The sequence below is a fragment of the Streptomyces sp. NBC_01669 genome, assembly GCF_026339735.1.
Lineage (GTDB): Bacteria > Actinomycetota > Actinomycetes > Streptomycetales > Streptomycetaceae > Streptomyces > Streptomyces yanii.
In genome coordinates this window covers 1,104,292-1,121,764 of sequence record NZ_JAPEQG010000002.1, presented here as the reverse complement: position 1 = coordinate 1,121,764, position 17,473 = coordinate 1,104,292, and the positions used below count along the sequence as shown (strand labels likewise).

Below are 17,473 nucleotides of genomic sequence, written 5' to 3'. Positions count from 1 at the left end.
TGACCTGCGCAAACAACAGGGCCGGAACGTCAGGGACCGAGAACCGCGCAGTCCCTCCAGTTCCGGGGCAGGGCTGTCGGGCCCTTTGAATCCCCGTTGGATGCGGTTCCTCCGGAGTGAATCGCGTGATCGGGCGGTGAGGTCGTATTTCCCCTGGTTTGGGGGTGGGCTGGAGACGCTGGTGCTCGCGGCGCGCGAGGTGGCGCCAGTAGGCGTCGAGGTAGCCGTTGCCGATCACCGTGCGGAGTTTCCGGACGGCTTCGGCTCCGGTGAGTCCCCATCGGGCGCCGGTGATATCGAGGCGGTCGCCGACCAGGTTCCGGCAGGCGCACGTAGGCGGCGGGGTCGGCTTGGCCTGCAAAAAATAGCCGTCAGATGTTTGGCGACAAGGTGTCGGCCTCGACGGTGCCGGGTTTGTGGAAGACGGGGGCTGCGATTCACACGTATCCGGTGACGTGCACGAAGCCGAGGAGCACGTTGGTCGTGCGACTGCGGCGGTGGCCTCGGCCTGGATCAGGTCGAATTGGTGGCGGGTGCCGCCGGCCAGGACAACCCAACTGCGGTGGTGACCAGGATCGTGGGCTTCGGCCTGCGCGAACGCGTCGGCGAGACCTTGGCCGCCGGATGGATCAGTAGGGCGCCCCACTTGCGCTCGGCGGGCGGGGCAGGCGGCCGGCGCTGCGGGTGCCGGGCGGATGGATCACATCGTGCGACCTTCTCGGGGCCGGGACGGCGTCGAACACGCAGACCACGGTGGCCATCCGCTTCGGGATGGGTTTCTCGCCCGGTCAACCGCCAGCGGGGGCCTTGCACGCGGGAACTGCACCGACCGGAACGGGTACTTCGGGTCGATCCGACGGGTCGCCTTGGCGATGGTGAGTACCGATAGGGTGAAGCGCCATGACCGACTGGCCCGGGGTACGCGAGCGGGTTCTGGCTCTGGCTGCAGTGCCGGGCAGCGACAAGGTGTTCGGGGCGATGGGACACGGTTTTGCGCTCGATGCACCGCTGACGGCCGCAGAGGTGGCCGATGTCCAGGCGTGGTTCGGCGTCGAGCTGCCCGAGGACTATCGCTCGTTCCTCCTGCATGTCGGAGCTGGCGGGGCGGGCCCGGCTTACGGCGCTTTCCCGGTGCGGCGCGACGGTTCCGGTGGCTGGCACCTGGTCGGCGACAGCCCTGAGGAGATCGAGCCGGGCCTGCTCGCCGAGCCGTTCCCGGGAGGGGTGGATCCGGTGGCAGCGGTGAGGATCCTGGCTGAGCGGCCGGATAGGGAGGATTTCGACGATCTCGCCGATCTCGACGTGGCCTTGGAGATGTGGGAGGAGCGTCTGGCCAAGATACAGTACGACCCGCGCTCCACAGCCGGGGCGCTATGCCTGTGTGATGAGGGCTGCGGGCTGACGGTCTGGCTGGTCGTGACCGGTTCGGAGCGCGGCCGAATATGGCGCGACCCCCGCTGCGACGGTACGGATCTGCATCCGATGCGCAACGCGGACGGCTCTCCGTCGGACTTCGCCGGCTGGTACCTCGGCCGGCTCGCCGCCGCCGAAGCCCTCTGCGGCCTGGACCGATAGGGGGCTGGATGCACTGGCCGGCCGTATCGAGAAAGCTGATCCTCCGTACCGAACCGGAACCCCCTCTGGGCCAGTCGCCGACGGCGGCGCCGAGACGACGCGGGCCGACGGCAGGAGCCGTCGGCCCGCCGATGACCGAGCAGGAACCGCCCTGATGCTGGGCTATCGCGACAGCAGGGCCTGAAGGCTCACCCGATGGCTATGAAGCAGAATCCTCGGTCGGCCTGCTCATCCTTGGTGTTCCCGGCGATGAGCTGCACGTGGTTCTGGTCGATGGCCCACACGACGGAGTTGTCCAGCGCCCACGAACCCTCGTCGACGACGGTTGTTGTCACCGCCGGCACCGCATCGAACGGATAGTGAAGCTGATCGGACTCCCTTTTGTGAGCTCCGCTAACCCGTCTCGACCCTATCGGCGGTGAAGCCCACGCCTGAAACGATCGTGCCGTCAGGGCCGACAACCCCAGAGACGGTGGTGGACATGCGGATCCTCTTCCCTCTTGCGGTCAACGGCGTCCGGCTTCCGGTCCGTGTGGCGCACCGCACGGAGGTGCCGAACTGATCCTCCCCGAGCCGTGACGCCATTCCCGACTCCCGCGTCCGGCCGGCGCAGCCCCGAGCGGACGACGGCCTCTAGGACTCCACCGCCGCCGTGAAGCGCGCCGCCACCGCCGCCACCGCCGCCCGGAGCTCAGGCCCGCCCTCGACGCGGAACCCGAACGGCATCCTCGCCAGCCACTCCTGCGCGTACATCGCCGGAGTGCTCGTACTACCGACCAGCACACACCCGTCGCCCGACGCCTCCAGTCGTCCCATGGGGGGCGTGACCCACCGCGCCACCTCGGACAGGGGGGTGTCGAACACCACGCGGGTGAGGTACTCCCAGCCCGTGCCCAGGTTCTCCTCCAGCGCCGCCACCGGGTCAAGGTCGTCAGGCGGGTCGAACGCGCGGGTCGTCTGATGGACCGCGCCGATCCGGTCGACCCGGTACGTGCGGATCGCGTCCGCGCGATGCGAGCGGCACAAGAGGTACCAGCGCCCGTGGCGGACGACCACCGCCCAGGGGTCCACCTCGCCCTCCGACTCCTTCCCCGACTCGCTGCGATACGCCACCCGCACGCTCCGTCGGACCGCGGACGCCGCGACCAGTGCGCTGGTGGTGGCCGGATCAGGCCGAACCGAGTACGGGTCGGGCGCAGCCGACGCATGGTCGCGCAGCGTCGCCGCCTGCTGGCCGACCTTCTCCGGCAGCGCTCGGATGACCTTGCTCAGCGCATTTCCCACGAGCTCGTCGGCGTCGTCGAGCGCCGCCATGACCAGCCCCAGTGCCTCCGGTTCCGTGAAGACCACCGGCGGCAGCCTCGTCCCGCGTCCCAGCCGGTACCCGCCGTACGGGCCTCGGGTCGACTCGACCGGGATGCCCGCCTCCCGGAGGATCCCGATGTACCGGCGCGCGGCCCGCTCCGTGACACCCAGCGACGCGGCGAGCTCGCCCGCCGTCGTGCCGGGACGGGTCTGGAGGATTTCCATGGTGCGCAGAGCCCGTGCGGTGGGGCTGAGATCGGTCGGCACACGAGCAGATTAGGGGGTCGCTTCCTATACCGGAAGCAGATTGTCCGGAACCTGTCCTAGCGTGATGCGCGATTCGACCGCACGGAAGCCGTGGCCAAAGGCCTGGTGAAGCTGTCGGACGGGCCGCCGGTTCGACGTCCCCGTCGTGGTCGGCTCGCCGCCGGGAGGAAGCGTGAGAGAGGGAGCCACCTTGTTTGACGATGTCGTACCCACCGGCCGTCGGTCCTCGGCGGTCGCCGCTGGACGGCCTCGCGTCCTGGTCATCGGCGGCAAGCTCAAGCATGTGCGCAAGGCCCGGGAGCTCGGCCTGGACGTGGTTCACGCCCAGTTCTCGGACGCGTATGACCGCGGCCACTGGCCCTACGTCGATCAGGCGTTGCTGCTCGACTACGGGGACGTCGACCGGCTCCTGCCACTGGCCCAGGCGTTGCACGAGGCGTACCCGTTCCAGGCGGCCGTGTCGCTGTTCGAGCTCGGGCTGCTGCCGCGGCGCGGATCAACGAGGCGCTGGGTCTCGGCGGCGAGTCCGTCGCCACCGTGGAACTGCTGCTGGACAAGTGGCGGATGCGCCAGCACCTGACCGCGAAGGGCATCAGCCCGGTGGTCTCCGCGGTCGGCCGTTCCACACAGGACGTTCGGGAGTTCGCTGAGGCGCACGGGCTCCCGATCATCGTCAAGCCGATCCGCGAATCGGGCAGCCTGGGGGTGTTCTGCATCCGCGACCAAGCCGACGTGGACGTCGTCGCCGAACGGTTCCGATCCCTCGACGACGGGCATTGGGCCGCCGGGGACCTGGCCTGTGCCGAATCCTTCGACGAGTTCCTCATGGAGGAGTTCCTGGACGGCCCGGAGATCAGCGTGGAGACCCTGACCTTCGACGGCCGTCATGTGGCTGTCGCGGTGACCGACAAGGAGTGCGGCGGCCCCGGTTTCGTCGAGCTCGGGCATTCACAGCCCAGCGGCTGCTCGGCCGAGACGTTGCGCGAGGTCACGCGGTTGGTGACGGACTTCCTCGACGCGGTGGGGCTGCGCAACGGTCCAGGGCACACCGAGGTCAAGCTGACCTCGCGCGGCCCGCGGATCGTCGAGTCGCACAACCGCATCGGCGGTGACCGGATCAACGAACTGACCGAGATCGCCTACGGCGTCGACATGGAGCGCTACGCGCTGGGCGCCGGGTTCGGCATGGTGGAGCCGCTCACAACGTCGCCCGAGCCTCGGGGCGGAGCGGCCGTCCGGTTCCTCACGCCGGAGCCCGGTCGCGTCGTGGAGGTGACCGGCGTCGATGTCGTGCGCGCAGACCCGGCGTTCGTCGACCTCCAGTTGGAGGTGGAGCCGGGGGCCGAGGTGCCACCGCTGACCTGGAACGAGGACAAGGTCGGTCACGTCATCGCCCGCGGCGCCACCGCCACCGAAGCGATCGCCAACGGCAGGCGGCTGGCCGCGGCAATACACGTGCGCACGGAGCCCGTTGCGTGAGCACCGCGCCACCGACCCGGTCGGGCTTCGACGAGCCGCGATTCCGCGCCGCGCTGCGCGGTCTGCCCGGCCGGGTGTGGATCATCAGTCTCGGCATCCTGGTCAACCAGGTCGGCAACTTCCTGCCCGTGTTCATCGTGCTCTACCTGACCGAGCGCGGCTGTTCCGCCGGTGCCGCGGGGTTGGTACTGGGCGTGTCCGGTGTGGGCAAAGTGCTCGGCAACGCCGTCGGTGGCTACCTCGCCGACGGGATCGGCCGGCGATGGACCATCGTGCTGTCCGCCGTGACCACCTCCGGGCTGACGGCGATCATGCCGTCCCTCGGACCGTTGCCGATCATCGTCGCGGTGGTCGGTCTCATCGGCGTGACTTCGCAGATCTACCGGCCGGCCGCGGCCGCGGTGCTGCTCGATTCCGTGGCGGCGACCAACCAGCAACGGCTCGCCGCCTTCGGGGTGTTCCGGTTCGCGATGAACGTGGGCGCTGCCCTGGGCGGCGTCATCGGCGGTGTGCTGGCCAGCACCTCCTATGTGGGTCTCTTCCTGGGCAATGCCGTCGCGTGCCTGCTGTTCGGCGTGGTCGTGGGGGTGCTGCTACGGGATGCACCCAAGGCGCGGTCGGACCAGGACGACGCGGACACGCAGGCGGACCGGGCGGTGGGGTACCGGCAGGTGCTCGCCGACCGCACCCTGGTGCGATTCCTGCTGATGACCGTGTTCGCCGAGTTCGTCTGCATCCAGTCCACCGTCGGCCTGCCCCTGCACGTCAGCAACGTGGGTCTGAGCGAGCGCGACTTCGGTCTCCTCATCGGGCTCAACGGTCTGCTGGTGTTGGTTCTTGAGCTGCCCATCACCGGTGCGGTCTCCCGGTACCGGCCGGAGTACGTACTGGCCATCGGCAACCTGATCACCGGTGTCGGTCTCGCGCTGACCGGGTTCATGACCGGCATGGTCCTGCTGTCGGCGACGGTGCTGGTATGGACGCTCGGCGAGATGATGACCAGCTCCATCTCCCAGGCCTACCTGGGAAGTCTGGCTCCGCCGCGGATGGTCGGGCGTTACCAGGGGTTGCACGGCGTCGCGTACACGACCGGTACGGGCGCCGGACCACTCATCGGTGGAGCCGCGTACGCGATCGGCCCATGGGCGCTGTGGGCCCTGGTCGGCGTGGCCGGGCTGCTGTCCGCCCAGCTCTGTCTGCCGCGCCGCCGCGCGGCATCCACAGTTCTCGAACCGGATTCCTGACCTGGGGGTGGGACGATGGACGGCGCGACGTCACCGACCGTCGGCGTACACGAGATCTGCGACGCCTACGTGGCCGACTACGCCCGGCTGCAAAACGCCGCGGCGACCGAGTTCGGCATCAGCGGCCACGACGACGACCTGCCCGACTCTTGGCCGGACGGGCATCGGGCGTGCGTGTCCGGGCCCGTCGGCAAGGCCAAGACTGTGTTCACCAATCCAAGAGACGATCGCCACGAAGCCCACGTCTGTTGGCATGTCGGCTTCAGCAGCAGGTTCTCAGCTTGACTCTGTCGGTGATCTTGGTGTTTCCCAGTGCGCGAGCATGATCGGCGGGCATGCTCAGTGCTGTTTCGAAAGCCGATACAGCTGCCGAGGTGTCCGTTGTCGCTCCATCCCCGCTCCGGTGAGCAAGTCCCGCCTCTGACCGCCCAGATCGCACGGGCAAGCAATCCGACCGGCACGACGGCGATGTGGGTCAGAGACCGGCTGGACGGGTTGTGGCGCGACGAGGACTTCGCCGGCTGGTATCCGCGCGACGGGCGTCCCGGGCTCTCGCCTGCCCAACTGGCCACCGTCTGTGTGCTGCAGTTCCTGCTTGGTCTGTCGGACCGGCAGGCAGCGGAAGCGGTCCGCTGCCGCATCGATTTCAAGTACGCCATGGCCATGGAGCTGGACGATCCCGGCTTCCACCACAGCGTGCTGGCCGACTTCCGCGAGCGCGTCGCGCAGGACGACCGCGCCGACCGACTCCTGGATCTGGTGCTCGCCCGTCTGAAGGAGGCCGGCCTCGTGGGCGAGCGCACCACGCAGCGCACCGACTCCACCCACGTCCTGGCCGCGGTGCGCGACCTGACCCGGCTGGAACTGGTCACCGAGGCGGTCCGTGCCGCGCTTGAAGAAGTGGCCCGCACGGCTGGGCATCTGCTGATCGGCCTGGTCGACGAGGACTGGGGGCGCCGCTATGGCCGCCCGGTCCGCCTGGGCAAGAACCCCACCCGGCCCAAGACCAGGATCCTCGCCGCCGGCAACGACGCCTGCCGACTGCTGGAGCGACTCCACCGGGACGGGTCCGCCTACCGGCCCGGCCCACAAGCCGAGGCCCTACGGCAGATCGTGGTGCAGCACTACTACCGCGACACGGCAGGCCGTCTGAGCTGGCGCACCACCGACGACGACGGGCTACCGCCCTCCTCCTCGGCGATCGTCTCTCCCTACGACATCACGGCGCGCTACGTGCGGCATGGACACATCATCCGCTGGAAGGGCTTCGCCGCCCATCTCACCGAGACGTGTGCCTCTGACAGCGTCAACGTGATCACGGACGTGGCCACCACGTCGGCCGCCACCAACGACGGCAGGCCCTGCCCGGCATCCACACCCGCCTGGCTCGTCGCGGGCTGCTGCCCGCCGAGCACCTGGTCGACGGCGGCTACACCTCCCTGGTCCACCTGGAACGAGCCGACCGCGAACACCAGGTCACCGTCACCGGGCCGCTACCGGGCAACCCCACCCGCCAGCACCGCAGGAACGAGGACTTCGACCGGGACGACTTCCACATCGACTTCGACCGCCGACAAGTCACCTGCCCCCAGGGCCAGGTCAGCGCGGGCTGGCACGGCCCCTACCCGACCTCCTCGCCCACCGCGGCGCCCCTGATCGTGGCACGGTTCACCAAGAGCCAGTGCCAGCCCTGTCCGGACCGCCCCCGATGCACCAGCTCCCGCGAGAACGCCCGCAACGTGGGCTTTCCCCCGCGAGAACTCCGCGACCTGCAAGTCCGCGTCCGCACCGAGCAGCAGACACCCGAATGGAAGGCCCGCTACGCAGTCCGCTCCGGCGTGGAGGGCACCATCAACGAGTTCGCCCACGGACACGGCATGCGCCGCTGCCGCTACCGAGGACAGCCGAAAGCCCACCTGCAACACGTACTCACAGCCATCGCCGTGAACATCGAACGACTCAGCACTCGGTCAGTGACCCAGGAAACCCCTTCACCGAGACCGCCGACCGCCTTCCAGACCTTCCTGGACCAGCAGGGAATTCCCCGATCGAAGTCCTGGCGCACCCTCGGCACCTAACCTCGACCATCCAAGATCACCGACAGAGTCAAGCTCAGCACGGCCCGCGCCTGCGCATCCTGCCCACCGGCTGAGCCTCGCCCACGAGGCGGTCCGGCCCGGAGTCATAGGTGGTGGCTCCGGGCCGCACCGCTTTCGACTGTACGGGCCTGCGGCTATCAGTCCTCACCGTCGTCCGTCTCGTCGTCGATGTGCGGGGCACGCAGCTGCCGCAGGCCCGGTGCCGGCGGCCGGGTGAAGGCGTACCGGCCCAGGAAGTTGATGTGGTCGACCTGGACCAGGCAGCCCCGGGGTGAGCGCCGGGACGTCGGGCTTGATGACCGAGGTCAGGCCCACGTCGCACGCCTCGCTCAGCAGCACGGCGCAGAGGCTGGTGGTGAAGCCCTCCATGCCGGAGTCGGCGCCGGAGATGTGCGTGAACGCGTCTGCCATGCTGGTCAGTTCGGCGACCTCCAGCAGCAGTTCGGGGAAGTCGACCCGGGGCAGCATGCCGTTGACCAGCTGACGGAACTACGCCATGAGCCTGGGTTCCCCGGCCTTGCCGAGTTTGGCCAGCTTCAGCTTCCCGCCCGCTACCTCCAGCGCGGGGTTGCCCGGCAGCCCGGCGGCGACCTGGACGTACGCGGCGTGCAGGGCTGAGGCGAGTTCAGCGAGGTGTCCGGCCGGTTCGCTCTCCAGGCCGAGCGCGGTGAGCACCGTCGGCTCGGCGGCCATCCACTTCTCCCCGGCCAGCAGCTTGGCGCGGGGGTCGCCCCAGCGGTCGCCGTCCTTGGCGAACATGTCCCGTCGGCGCAGGGAACGGTGCTGGTGTTCCAGGACGCAGAACGAGTACGTGGCCTTGTCGACCAGGCCGTGCGACAGATTGGGGTTGGCGAACACCAGCCGCCGCCACGATCCGGTCACCAGGTCGGAGGTGACTTCCTCGGCGCCGACCTTCTTCCGGCTGGTCAGGTCCGGCAACCGCTTGACGGTCTTGACCGTCGGGGCGCCGGCCCCGACGGAGCCGAAGTCGATGACTTCGGCCAGGAGGCGGATGAAGCCGCGTACCGTGCCGTAGCGGGCTGGGCGCGGTCCCCGGCACCGCGCTGCTCATTCAGCACGTGGTGAACCGCCGTCCCGGAGGCCGCCCATCACAGAATCCACCGACCGATCGGATGGGCGCGGCGAGAGCGGCCGCCGGGCAGCGACCGAAGCGACCCAAGCGACTGAACTTTCAGAAAGACTCAGCAACCTCGGCCATCAACAGGTACACACCGGGCAGAATGAGACCACCCACAGCTACTGAAGCGACCGAAGCGACCGAGATTTCGAATTAGGTCAGCGACCGAGGCCCCCTCCGCGGTAACTCTGAGAGCCTGTCGGGTGACCTTCTGATCGGGCCGGAGCAGGCACACGTCTTTGCCGCCGTGCACCGGGCAGCGTTCGACGGGTCGAGGTTCACGGACAAGCGCTGGCACGCAATGGCGGCCGGATTGCCGTACGCCGACGCCTGGTGTCTGGTCGCGTACGACGAGCAGGGCAACGCGGTGGCGGCGGTGACGGTGTGGTCGGCCGGTCCGGGTAGGCCCGGGTTGCTCGAACCGATGGGCGTGCACCGGGAACATCGCCGTCACGGCTACGGCGAGGCGATCACCGTCGCCGCGGCGGCCGCACTCCAGGAGCTGGGCTCGTCGAGCGCGATCGTCTGCGCCCCGAGCGCCATTGTAGGTGCCGTCGCCACCTACAAGTCAGCCGGCTTCCAGCAACGCCCCGAGGTCCGGGATCAATACCGGGACGCCTAGTGCCCTTTCTCCTCGGTTATGAGCGGAGCCAGATGAGGAGTGCGGTAGCGGTGACGGTGCCGAGGAAGACGTATCCGCTCGCAGACGTTCTGCGTCACAGAGGCAGCGTTATACCGAGCTCACGCATGGCGGAGGAAGGAGGACCGCCTTCGGAGCGTTCGGTTTTGCGGCCCTTGCTTGTCGGGGCCAGCGTGCGGGGGTCGATGGCCTCTGCTGGCGCGCCGGTGGCGTAGACGCCCTCAGCGTCGCTGTCTCGGTCATGCGGGAGGAGCCAGAAGACCCGTCGGCGGAAGGTACCCGAGGAGCGGGACGCCTTTGCCTTGGGGCCGAGGAGTGCGTAGCCGACCATGCGCCCGTCGCGGTGGTATGCAGGCTTGGCTCTGCGGGTGGGCAGCCTGTCCAGGCTCTGGCGTACGTAGTCGAGATCGGCAGTGTCTTCCAGCCAGACCAAATCGGTCTCGTGGCAGATCTCGTCTTCTGTGATGAGAGAACTCACGTCGTCTCCTCGTCGGCGAGCAGCCCGATGCCCGGGTAGTACTTGCGCTGGTTGGACACTTTCATTTCCTTCGGCGAAGCGAGTCCGACCAGTTCACGTGCTCGGGTCGCGAAGGCCCGGGACGATATGGCAGGTGCCCCTTCATTTTGACACCAGTCCTTGTAGACGGCGTAGAGCCGTGCCTGTTCGGCCCGGTGCTCGGGGTTGAGGGCACAACATTCTTCGAAGAACCGGCCGGTGTGATCCTCGGTCTCCGCGTAGGCGGTGGTGGCGATCCGTACGCGTTGCGGGCCGGTGAGGTCTTTGTCGCCGGCGAGGTAGCGGCGGGCGCCGTCGATGAGCCAGTTGAGGATGCCGGGTCCTTCCTCGGCGACCAGGATGTCGGCGAGGTTGTCGATTTTGCGGTCGTCGGAGACGACGCGTTCGAAGGGGATCATCCTCATGCGGCGCCAGAATGCGAAGCCCCCGGTACCGACTTCCGGGCGGTGGTTACCCAGCAGCCAGAGCTTGTGGGTGGGGGCGAAGGAGAAGAAGTCTTGCCGCATCCGCCGGGCTTTGATCCTGTCTCCGCCGGTCAGAAGCTTGACGCGCGCCTCGTCGAACTTGTCTCCGGGCTTGACTTCGGAGCACACGATGACACGGCGCCCGTGCAGTTCTGCCAGGTCGGTGGGATGGCCCTCGTATGGGCGGGCCATGAGGAAGCCTGGCGGCGCAGCGTCGGCGTAGTCGCCGAGCAATTTCATCAGCACATCGAGGAGGACGGACTTCCCGTTCTTGCCGGAGCCGAACAGGAACGGCATGACCTGTCCGCCGACGTCGCCGGTGATCGAGTAGCCGAGGAGCAGGTGCAGGAAGCCGACCATTTCCGCGCCTTCCGCATCGTTGCCGAACGTGTCGGCAAGAAAGCGGTCCCATCGCGGCGTGGGGCTCTGTGTCGGTCCGGTCGAGGTGGAGCGGGAGTGGAAGTCCTTGTTGGGATCAGGCGTTCTGAGCAGGCCGGTGCGCAGGTCGACCACACCTGCGGGCGTGCATAGGACGTATGGGTCGGCGTCCAGGAGCGACGCGTTGAGGACCATGCCCGGTGCGGACTTGGCCTGTGTCAGCATCGCGTTCATTCCCGACGTGCTCAGTGCTCGGCGTCGGTGCTGCTGCAGTGAGGCTGGAGTGAAGACGCCGCGCGGGTCGGTGGTGGCCAGATTCTCTGCGAGATCACCGGCAGCCCAGACGACGGCGTCGTCCTCGTCCATCAGCCAGCGGGTCGCATCCCACCGGAACCAGCCCAGGCCGGGGACATGGCGGTAGTCGTTGGCGTACAGCTTGACGAAGAGTTTGGCGTTGCCACGGTCCGACAGGGTGTCTGGTAGCAGACCAGCGGCTGTCGCCGCACTGGTCTGCAGGTTGGAGAAACGGGCCTCTCCTGCCTGGGCGGGGAGCGGTGTTGCGGCCTGGGCCAGAATTTGGGCGGCGACGGCCTGTGCATCAAAGTTGAAAAGGAAGTCGTGGTTGTCGGCGGAGCGCGTCACGAGCGGCTCCCCGGGTTCAAGGGGTGCTGCATACCAGCATGCATGCCGCTGCGGATGATCTGCTCGGTTCGGCGCCTCTGGCCAGGGCGGGTCGAATCGGCAACCTCCTGCAGTACTTGTGCAGCGGCATGCTCGGTCAGGTGGCCTGCTGCCACAAGCCCGCCCGTGGTGAATGCGGCCCGGTTGAGCTTGTCAGAGAAACCTGCGCCTTCGGCTACGGCGGAACAGGCGGCTACCTCGGCCAGGACAGTGGCGAGAGTGCGGCTGGCGCGGTCGCGGCCTCCGCCAGCCGCGATGACGGCCTGACGGGCGCGCGGCGGAACCGGTCTCGGCGCGGGGACGCTGGGTGCCGGCAGGTGGCCTGTGCGGTCAAGCTCTTGGGCGAGCCACGTGGGCAGCGGTGAGGGCTGGCGGGTTGTTCCAAGAGCTGTGTAAGTGCCGGCGTTGGTGGTAGTTCCCGGCGCGATGATGTAGCCGCCGTGGGCTCGGACGTCTACCTGCCAGGCCAGTGCCCTGCCGCCGCCCGATCCGGTTGAGCACTGCCACCGGCGCCCGTCGGTGGCGCGGTACCAGATGTGGAGCCCTCCCGACGGTGTCCGCACGCGCAGCGTGGTCTCGTCGTCGACGGGGCTGGCAACGCCACGCAGGGCGGCCAGGACGGCCAGGGTGTGGTAGCCGTTGGTCAGCCCGCGGAGATCGGTGTGGTCCGGGATCTCGAAGCCGGGCAAGATCTGGTCGCGAGCCGGGAGCGGCTGCTGGTGAGCGTCGACATCGATCACAACCAGTCCTGCGGGACCACAGGCGATACCAACACCGAAGGCGGGGTTGTGGCTCCACCACTGGTCGATCCTGGCCGCATCGAGGGTGGCCGCGTGAAATCCGTGGCACCAGCGACCAGCTGCTCGACAGTCACAGCCTCCGCGGGAGTGGCCGGGCTGTCGGCAGGAGGAGCAGTTCGCCGCGGGAGTCTTGCGTCCGGGTGCCAGCGGGTGAACCGGCCACCCCTGACTGGCACACCACCGGGCTGTCGCCAACATCAAGGAGTCAGCGACTGAGCGTTCAGGGACTGACTGCCGTGAGTCGCTGCGAGAAAATCGCAGCTCAACAGGCATGTGGTTCCCCTATCAGCGACCGAAGCGACTCAACAATGAACACACACTAGCGAAGTGCCTGGCGGGAGGCATACACCCCCCGGAATCCAGACGCTTTCGTGTCGGGTCGGTGGCCTGTACATCAGCGACCGACCAGCGGGACCAGCGACCCAGAGAGGTTCAGTCGCTGCCGTCCCGTCATGTCATTACCGCAGGTCAGAGGCATTCAGAGTAACAAACAGCGACTGAAGCGACTGAAGCCTTCTATATATGACGCACACGCGCACACAGGATCGGGCTCATATACCCGACCGGTGGGTCGCTTCGGTCGCTAATTCCGTTACACATGCCGCCTGAGCTGCTGTTATGTCAGCTACCGAAGCAGCTACCGAAGCCGCGCACAGCTGCCTGGCTTCAGTCGCTGCCCAGATTCCAGCCAGTCAGCCAGCGACTGAAGCGCCCAGGGCGCCTGCCCTCGGCACCGGACATCTCCGGCCCCCAGTCGCTTGGGTCGCTTCTTCTCGGACCACCGCACCGCGGATGAGGCCGCGGGCGGTCTTGCTGGCAATGTGGCGGTTCTTGGGGACTGCTGAGGCGGCGGGCTGGGTGAAGACGGAGCCGTGCGTGCCGCCGACGCGGGCGGCGGACATTTTCGCGCGGAAGTTGGACGCGCCCTGCTTGGAGCGGGCGGCCAGCTCCTTGCGCTTCTTGACCGTGCCGATGCCCACGATGTCCCCGATCAGGAACCGCAAGGTCAGTTCTCTGCCCAGTCCGCCTGCGCGGGGTCGAGGACGGCCTGAACGATGATAATGAAGACCGCCAGCGCGATGACGAAGGTAAGTATCTGCCCCAGCGAGCGAAGGACGGATGCGGCCCAGTCCCACAGGGAAGGCTCGGCCGGCGCTGGCGATGAGGGCGGGCTTGCCGCGGATGGCGTCCCAGGCGATGCGGCACTGGGCGACCAGGAAGCTGCCGGTGAGAGCGGAGATCAGGACGGAGACGATGGCGGCGACGAGGAGGAAGATGGCGCCACCGAGCTTGTCGAGGGAGGCTTTCCTGGCCGCGTAGGCGTCGCCGGGTACGCACGTGGCTTCGAAGCGCTCCATGGGCGGGTCACCGACGTGGTCGACGGCTCAGCGCGTGGAGATGTTGATCTGAGTGTTGTACCAGTCGGAGATGCCGTCGCCGGGCGGGTCGATGCAGTCGGCCAGGCCGGTGATCTTCTTGAGTTTGCTGGTACGGGAGGAGACCTGCCGGTCGAAGGTCATCGAGCCGGGTATCGGCGTACTTCTCTGCGCAGTCCCCTTCGATGACGCGCCCGTACTGCAGCAGCCTCGCGGGAGGAGCTGGTGCGGGATGAGGCCGCGGATGATGGCGCCCTTCTCGCTGTCGGCCGGCCCGATGTCGTGCGGGTCGTGGCTGCCGGCCTACGCGGCCGCGTAGTGCTTACGGCCGTCACGCATGAGCTCGAGGAACAGCTCCAGGCCCTCGTCGCTGGAGGTGAGCCACCAACACTCGTCGAAGACCGCGACACCGAACTCGGACTTCTCCTTCATGACCGTCTCGCGCGCCACCGCGGCGATCAGGTACATCAGGGGGCGGCCGAGTACCTTCTCGAACTCGAGCGAGGTCCTTGCGGGCGACGGCCTTGAGCTTGCGGGCAGGCTGCGGGCGGATGTGTCCTCGCCGCCGCGGGCGTTGAGTTCATCGACCTTCTCTGCACCAAATCGATGAGTGAGAGCCGATGCGCCCGACTCGCTCTTCAGACGATCACTTGAACGGAGGCTGGCTTGGGGAAAGGCATCATGTCCCAGCCTGAGGGCCAGCCTCGCTCACAGGGGTCTCCGGCTTCAGCCTCAAGCAGTCGAGGGATGCGCCACTTCCACCAATGTCCCTCGTCATCGCCTCGGCCGGGCCACTGGATCGTTGCGGCGCGGAACCGATCATCGAGCTCATGGAGCCTGGGCTCCCAAATGGATTGGATGCGTGGGGGCAACAGGGGCCAGACACGCGCCAGCGCGCTCCGACACCAGATGTCGTTGTCGAACTCTGGCGCGCACCATGAATAGCCCTCTTCCACCCCCGCCACTTCGGCGCCCCAACGCGCGAGCAGTGCGTAGAACGTGCATGGCTGTCCGCCGGCCCAGCGGTCAACACCAGCAGAGACCACAGCGGCGTGTACAGCCTCTTGCTCTTCTACTGTCAGGAACATCCTGTCGGCCGGTTCCTGTGCTCGATCCATGCATTGACTATTGCAGCGCAGGCCGCTCTTGTGCTGGCCCATTTGTTCGCTGGGGCTCCTGATAGGGAACGGCAGGAAGTCCCAGGGAGACGGGACCAGTCCGCTGGAACCGTCGGCCCTGCTCGCGTTAGCTGCGCACGAAGATGAGGGTGAGGTCGAGTCCGTCGATCTCGTCCCGCCAGCCCTCGGCGACTGCGCGCTCGCGGCGGGCGAGCACGGAGCTCTGGTCGATGCAGATGACCTGGGTGGTGCCTGGACAGGCCTTGGCGAACCGTGCCCATTCCTCCTCCTTGATGCGGTTGACGATGACAGCCCGGCCGCGTGAGTTGGGCTTGCCGGTGGCCGCGGGCGAGACGTGGTAGACGGCCGACTTCAGACCGACGGATGTGCCAGCCCCGAGTTCACCGATGAACGCCAGGGTCGCGCTCGCGTTCTCCCTCGGGTCTCGGGAGGGGTCGGCCATGACGGAGCGGGCGCCGCCGGAGGCCAGCTGCAGGCCGAACAGACCGCCTCTTTCGTCGCGGAGCTGGGAACCGCACCAGGGCATGGTCATCGCGAAATCGCGGGCGAGCAGGTACTGGGCGTACCCGGTCATCACCCGCGGGGTACGGCAGCCGGGCAGCATGGCGTGCCACAGGTTGGTCTGCTCCCCCACCGGCCGGGAGAAGGTGTAGTCCGTCGACCCGAAATCCGAGGAGAGGGCTGAGGCAGGAGGGCCGGCCGGGGCGCCCACATACTCGGCGGCCTGAGCCTTCAGGTGGCGGGCCCGCTTGCGGGTCTTCGCTTCGGCCTTGGCGCCGGGGGTGATGACCAGGCGGGCGGTCCAGCCGACCAGGTAGGCCAGATCGTCGAGCTGTTGCAGGGAGGCCGCGCCCGGCAGGGCAAAGACCTGTGGCATCTCGGAGAGGGCGAGCAGCGCCTGGTAGGAATTGCCCCACTCGCTGGACACCTGCGGACAGCGCCGCTCGAAGGGGTTGCCCGGTGCGGTCCGGGGCTCGCTGAAGCCGTCGCCGCCCTCGGCGAGCAGCAGCTTCCCCAGGGCCGCGACCGTGCGACCGCGGCCGCGCACGGCCTGCTCGGTGCCGTCGGGCAGGAATGGCTCGGCGAGCCCCCGGCGGGCACTGTGCCCGTAGATCCACAGAATCTCGGCCTCGATGGCCTGCCGCATGGTGACCCCGGACAGCCACTGCGCGTGGATCCGGTTGCGTGCTCGGTGCGCCGCTCGATCTCGACGGCTGTGATGGGGGCAGGCATCAGTCCCAGCTGCAGCTCGACTTCTGCCTTCGCGGCACCGAGGGCGGACAGTGTGGCGTCCTTGCGGGACAGGGCCGGCAGCGGGATCGCGAGCCAGTCAGTGCGGCCGGTCAGCTCCATCTCCTCGAGCTGGTCCAGGACCGCGTGGCCGAGGCGCTCGTAGCGCGGCGACTTCGCCAGGTCGACGTCGGCGACCATGGCGCGGACGACGGCGATCGGGTCGCCCTGCGGGCGCAGGAACAGGAGCATCGGCTCGCCGGTGAGCGACCTGAACAGCGACTCAAGCGACTTGAGCCGGCGCTTCTTCGCGGTGGCCGGCGTGTGGGAGTAGTTGGCGGCCGCCACGTGCCAGACGGCCCAGGTGGCGCCGTGGGTGGTGGAGACGAGGTTGTTGACGACGTGCCGGATCGGCAGAGGCATCATTCCTCCCGGTCGGTTCGGGCCGATGCAGCGCGGCGGGCGAGCAGGGCCTGCAGACCGGACGCCACGGGGGCGTTGGCGGCTGTGCGGGTGCGGGGCCGGCGCGCGCCTCGGGCCAAGGTGGTGGGGGCCGGGGCAGTCGACACCGCGGACGGGGCGGCGTCATTGCCGGCCAGCGCGTCGTCGGCGACGGTGACGGTGACGGTGACGAGGAACATGTGCGCCGCGGGCGGGCCGGCCTAAAGGGCAAGCCTTTCAGGCGGTTCACGGCGCGCGAGCGCCGGCGCTGCCAGGCGCTGGGCGTCGGGCAGCGTGCCGCAGTGGGAGGCGGCCTCGGTGTCCGGGACGGGGGCGGTGGTGTAGTGCCAGGCGATGGCTCGGCCGTCGGCAGGCGAGGGGTGCCGGCCTCCATCGCGTCCAGGACCAGCTCGAGCAGATCGAGGCGTACGCGGCTCGCCTCCGCTTCATTGGCGAGCCCGGCGGGGGTGAGGCCGGCGGCGGTCGCGGCGGAGCGCATCGTGGATGCGTGGGCGGTCTCGGCCGGGCCCGGCTCGGTGTCGGCCAGGCCGCCGGCAAGAGCCAGGTCTTCGCGGAGCTCCTCACGGTTGGCGGCGAGTTCGCGGCACACCCGTCGCAGGGCGTCCAGGGCGAGGTTGGCGGCCGGCCGGGCTGGGTGTGGATGCGCCCGGAGCGGGTGACGACGTAGGGGGGCGGCGAC

Annotated in this window: 20 protein-coding genes and 1 pseudogene; 9 read left to right on the top strand and 12 right to left on the bottom strand. The window is 68.5% G+C overall.

Features of this window, described 5'->3' with window-relative positions:
- Positions 1-900 precede the first annotated feature (900 nt).
- Entirely contained in the window at positions 901-1,575 is a 675-nt protein-coding gene (locus OG972_RS46280) for an SMI1/KNR4 family protein (RefSeq protein ID WP_266992778.1), read from the top strand.
- Positions 1,576-1,763: 188 nt separating this feature from the next.
- Here the strand turns inward: OG972_RS46280 and OG972_RS46275 are convergent, their stop codons facing one another.
- On the bottom strand, positions 1,764-1,910 hold the full coding sequence (locus OG972_RS46275; protein WP_266992776.1) for a hypothetical protein: 147 nt from the start codon (positions 1,908-1,910) through the stop codon (positions 1,764-1,766).
- Between the two features lie 298 nt (positions 1,911-2,208).
- On the bottom strand, positions 2,209-3,147 hold the full coding sequence (locus OG972_RS46270; protein WP_266992774.1) for a YafY family protein: 939 nt from the start codon (positions 3,145-3,147) through the stop codon (positions 2,209-2,211).
- A 190-nt stretch (positions 3,148-3,337) separates the two neighbouring features.
- On the opposite strand from OG972_RS46270, the gene OG972_RS46265 reads away from it, so the two are divergent.
- The 6 genes from OG972_RS46265 (at position 3,338) to OG972_RS46240 (ending at position 7,948) form a co-directional block, all read left to right on the top strand.
- A complete protein-coding gene (locus OG972_RS46265; protein WP_266992772.1) occupies positions 3,338-3,727 on the top strand; it encodes a hypothetical protein in 390 nt (129 codons plus the stop codon).
- Positions 3,685-4,626: an ATP-grasp domain-containing protein gene (locus OG972_RS46260; RefSeq protein ID WP_266992770.1), complete on the top strand. Its 942-nt coding sequence runs from the start codon at positions 3,685-3,687 to the stop codon at positions 4,624-4,626. The genes OG972_RS46265 and OG972_RS46260 overlap by 43 nt, the downstream gene beginning before the upstream one ends.
- Positions 4,623-5,870, top strand: coding sequence for an MFS transporter (locus tag OG972_RS46255; protein WP_266992768.1), 1,248 nt, complete (start codon positions 4,623-4,625; stop codon positions 5,868-5,870). The genes OG972_RS46260 and OG972_RS46255 overlap by 4 nt, the downstream gene beginning before the upstream one ends.
- Before the next feature lie 15 nt (positions 5,871-5,885).
- Entirely contained in the window at positions 5,886-6,155 is a 270-nt protein-coding gene (locus OG972_RS46250) for a hypothetical protein (RefSeq protein WP_266992766.1), read from the top strand.
- A 96-nt stretch (positions 6,156-6,251) separates the two neighbouring features.
- Complete coding sequence (locus OG972_RS46245; protein ID WP_266992764.1) at positions 6,252-7,526, top strand: transposase; 1,275 nt, start codon at positions 6,252-6,254, stop codon at positions 7,524-7,526.
- The gene (locus OG972_RS46240; RefSeq protein ID WP_266993040.1) at positions 7,427-7,948 is read left to right on the top strand and encodes a transposase; all 522 of its coding nucleotides are present in this window, start codon (positions 7,427-7,429) and stop codon (positions 7,946-7,948) included. The genes OG972_RS46245 and OG972_RS46240 overlap by 100 nt, the downstream gene beginning before the upstream one ends.
- A 165-nt stretch (positions 7,949-8,113) precedes the next feature.
- On the opposite strand, the gene OG972_RS46235 is transcribed toward OG972_RS46240, so the two are convergent.
- Positions 8,114-8,437 (bottom strand): Tn3 family transposase, encoded by a 324-nt coding sequence (locus tag OG972_RS46235; protein WP_266992762.1) that lies wholly within the window; start codon positions 8,435-8,437, stop codon positions 8,114-8,116.
- A gap of 21 nt (positions 8,438-8,458) precedes the next feature.
- Positions 8,459-8,908, bottom strand: coding sequence for a hypothetical protein (locus OG972_RS46230; RefSeq protein ID WP_266992760.1), 450 nt, complete (start codon positions 8,906-8,908; stop codon positions 8,459-8,461).
- Between the two features lie 410 nt (positions 8,909-9,318).
- On the opposite strand from OG972_RS46230, the pseudogene OG972_RS46225 reads away from it, so the two are divergent.
- Positions 9,319-9,729 (top strand): annotated as a pseudogene (locus OG972_RS46225) (GNAT family N-acetyltransferase); the annotation flags it as partial.
- Between the two features lie 94 nt (positions 9,730-9,823).
- Here OG972_RS46225 and OG972_RS46220 read toward each other — a convergent pair.
- From OG972_RS46220 to OG972_RS46185, 8 genes are all read right to left on the bottom strand, one after another.
- A complete protein-coding gene (locus tag OG972_RS46220) occupies positions 9,824-10,225 on the bottom strand; it encodes a DUF6009 family protein (protein WP_266992758.1) in 402 nt (133 codons plus the stop codon).
- Positions 10,222-11,748, bottom strand: coding sequence for a phage/plasmid primase, P4 family (locus tag OG972_RS46215; RefSeq protein WP_266992756.1), 1,527 nt, complete (start codon positions 11,746-11,748; stop codon positions 10,222-10,224). The genes OG972_RS46220 and OG972_RS46215 overlap by 4 nt, the downstream gene beginning before the upstream one ends.
- Complete coding sequence (locus OG972_RS46210) at positions 11,745-12,785, bottom strand: bifunctional DNA primase/polymerase (RefSeq protein ID WP_266993038.1); 1,041 nt, start codon at positions 12,783-12,785, stop codon at positions 11,745-11,747. The genes OG972_RS46215 and OG972_RS46210 overlap by 4 nt, the downstream gene beginning before the upstream one ends.
- Positions 12,786-13,279: 494 nt before the next feature.
- Positions 13,280-13,945, bottom strand: a complete 666-nt coding sequence (locus OG972_RS46205; RefSeq protein ID WP_266992754.1) for a hypothetical protein — start codon at positions 13,943-13,945, stop codon at positions 13,280-13,282.
- A gap of 27 nt (positions 13,946-13,972) precedes the next feature.
- Positions 13,973-14,107, bottom strand: coding sequence for a hypothetical protein (locus OG972_RS46200; protein ID WP_266992752.1), 135 nt, complete (start codon positions 14,105-14,107; stop codon positions 13,973-13,975).
- A gap of 159 nt (positions 14,108-14,266) precedes the next feature.
- Positions 14,267-14,503: an ATP-binding protein gene (locus OG972_RS46195; protein WP_266993036.1), complete on the bottom strand. Its 237-nt coding sequence runs from the start codon at positions 14,501-14,503 to the stop codon at positions 14,267-14,269.
- Positions 14,504-15,208: 705 nt separating this feature from the next.
- Entirely contained in the window at positions 15,209-16,249 is a 1,041-nt protein-coding gene (locus tag OG972_RS46190) for an ATP-binding protein (RefSeq protein ID WP_266992750.1), read from the bottom strand.
- 505 nt (positions 16,250-16,754) lie between these two features.
- Positions 16,755-16,973 (bottom strand): hypothetical protein, encoded by a 219-nt coding sequence (locus OG972_RS46185; protein WP_266992748.1) that lies wholly within the window; start codon positions 16,971-16,973, stop codon positions 16,755-16,757.
- A 308-nt stretch (positions 16,974-17,281) separates the two neighbouring features.
- Here OG972_RS46185 and OG972_RS46180 point away from each other — a divergent pair, with 308 nt between their 5' ends.
- Complete coding sequence (locus OG972_RS46180) at positions 17,282-17,461, top strand: hypothetical protein (RefSeq protein WP_266992746.1); 180 nt, start codon at positions 17,282-17,284, stop codon at positions 17,459-17,461.
- Positions 17,462-17,473: the final 12 nt, after the last annotated feature.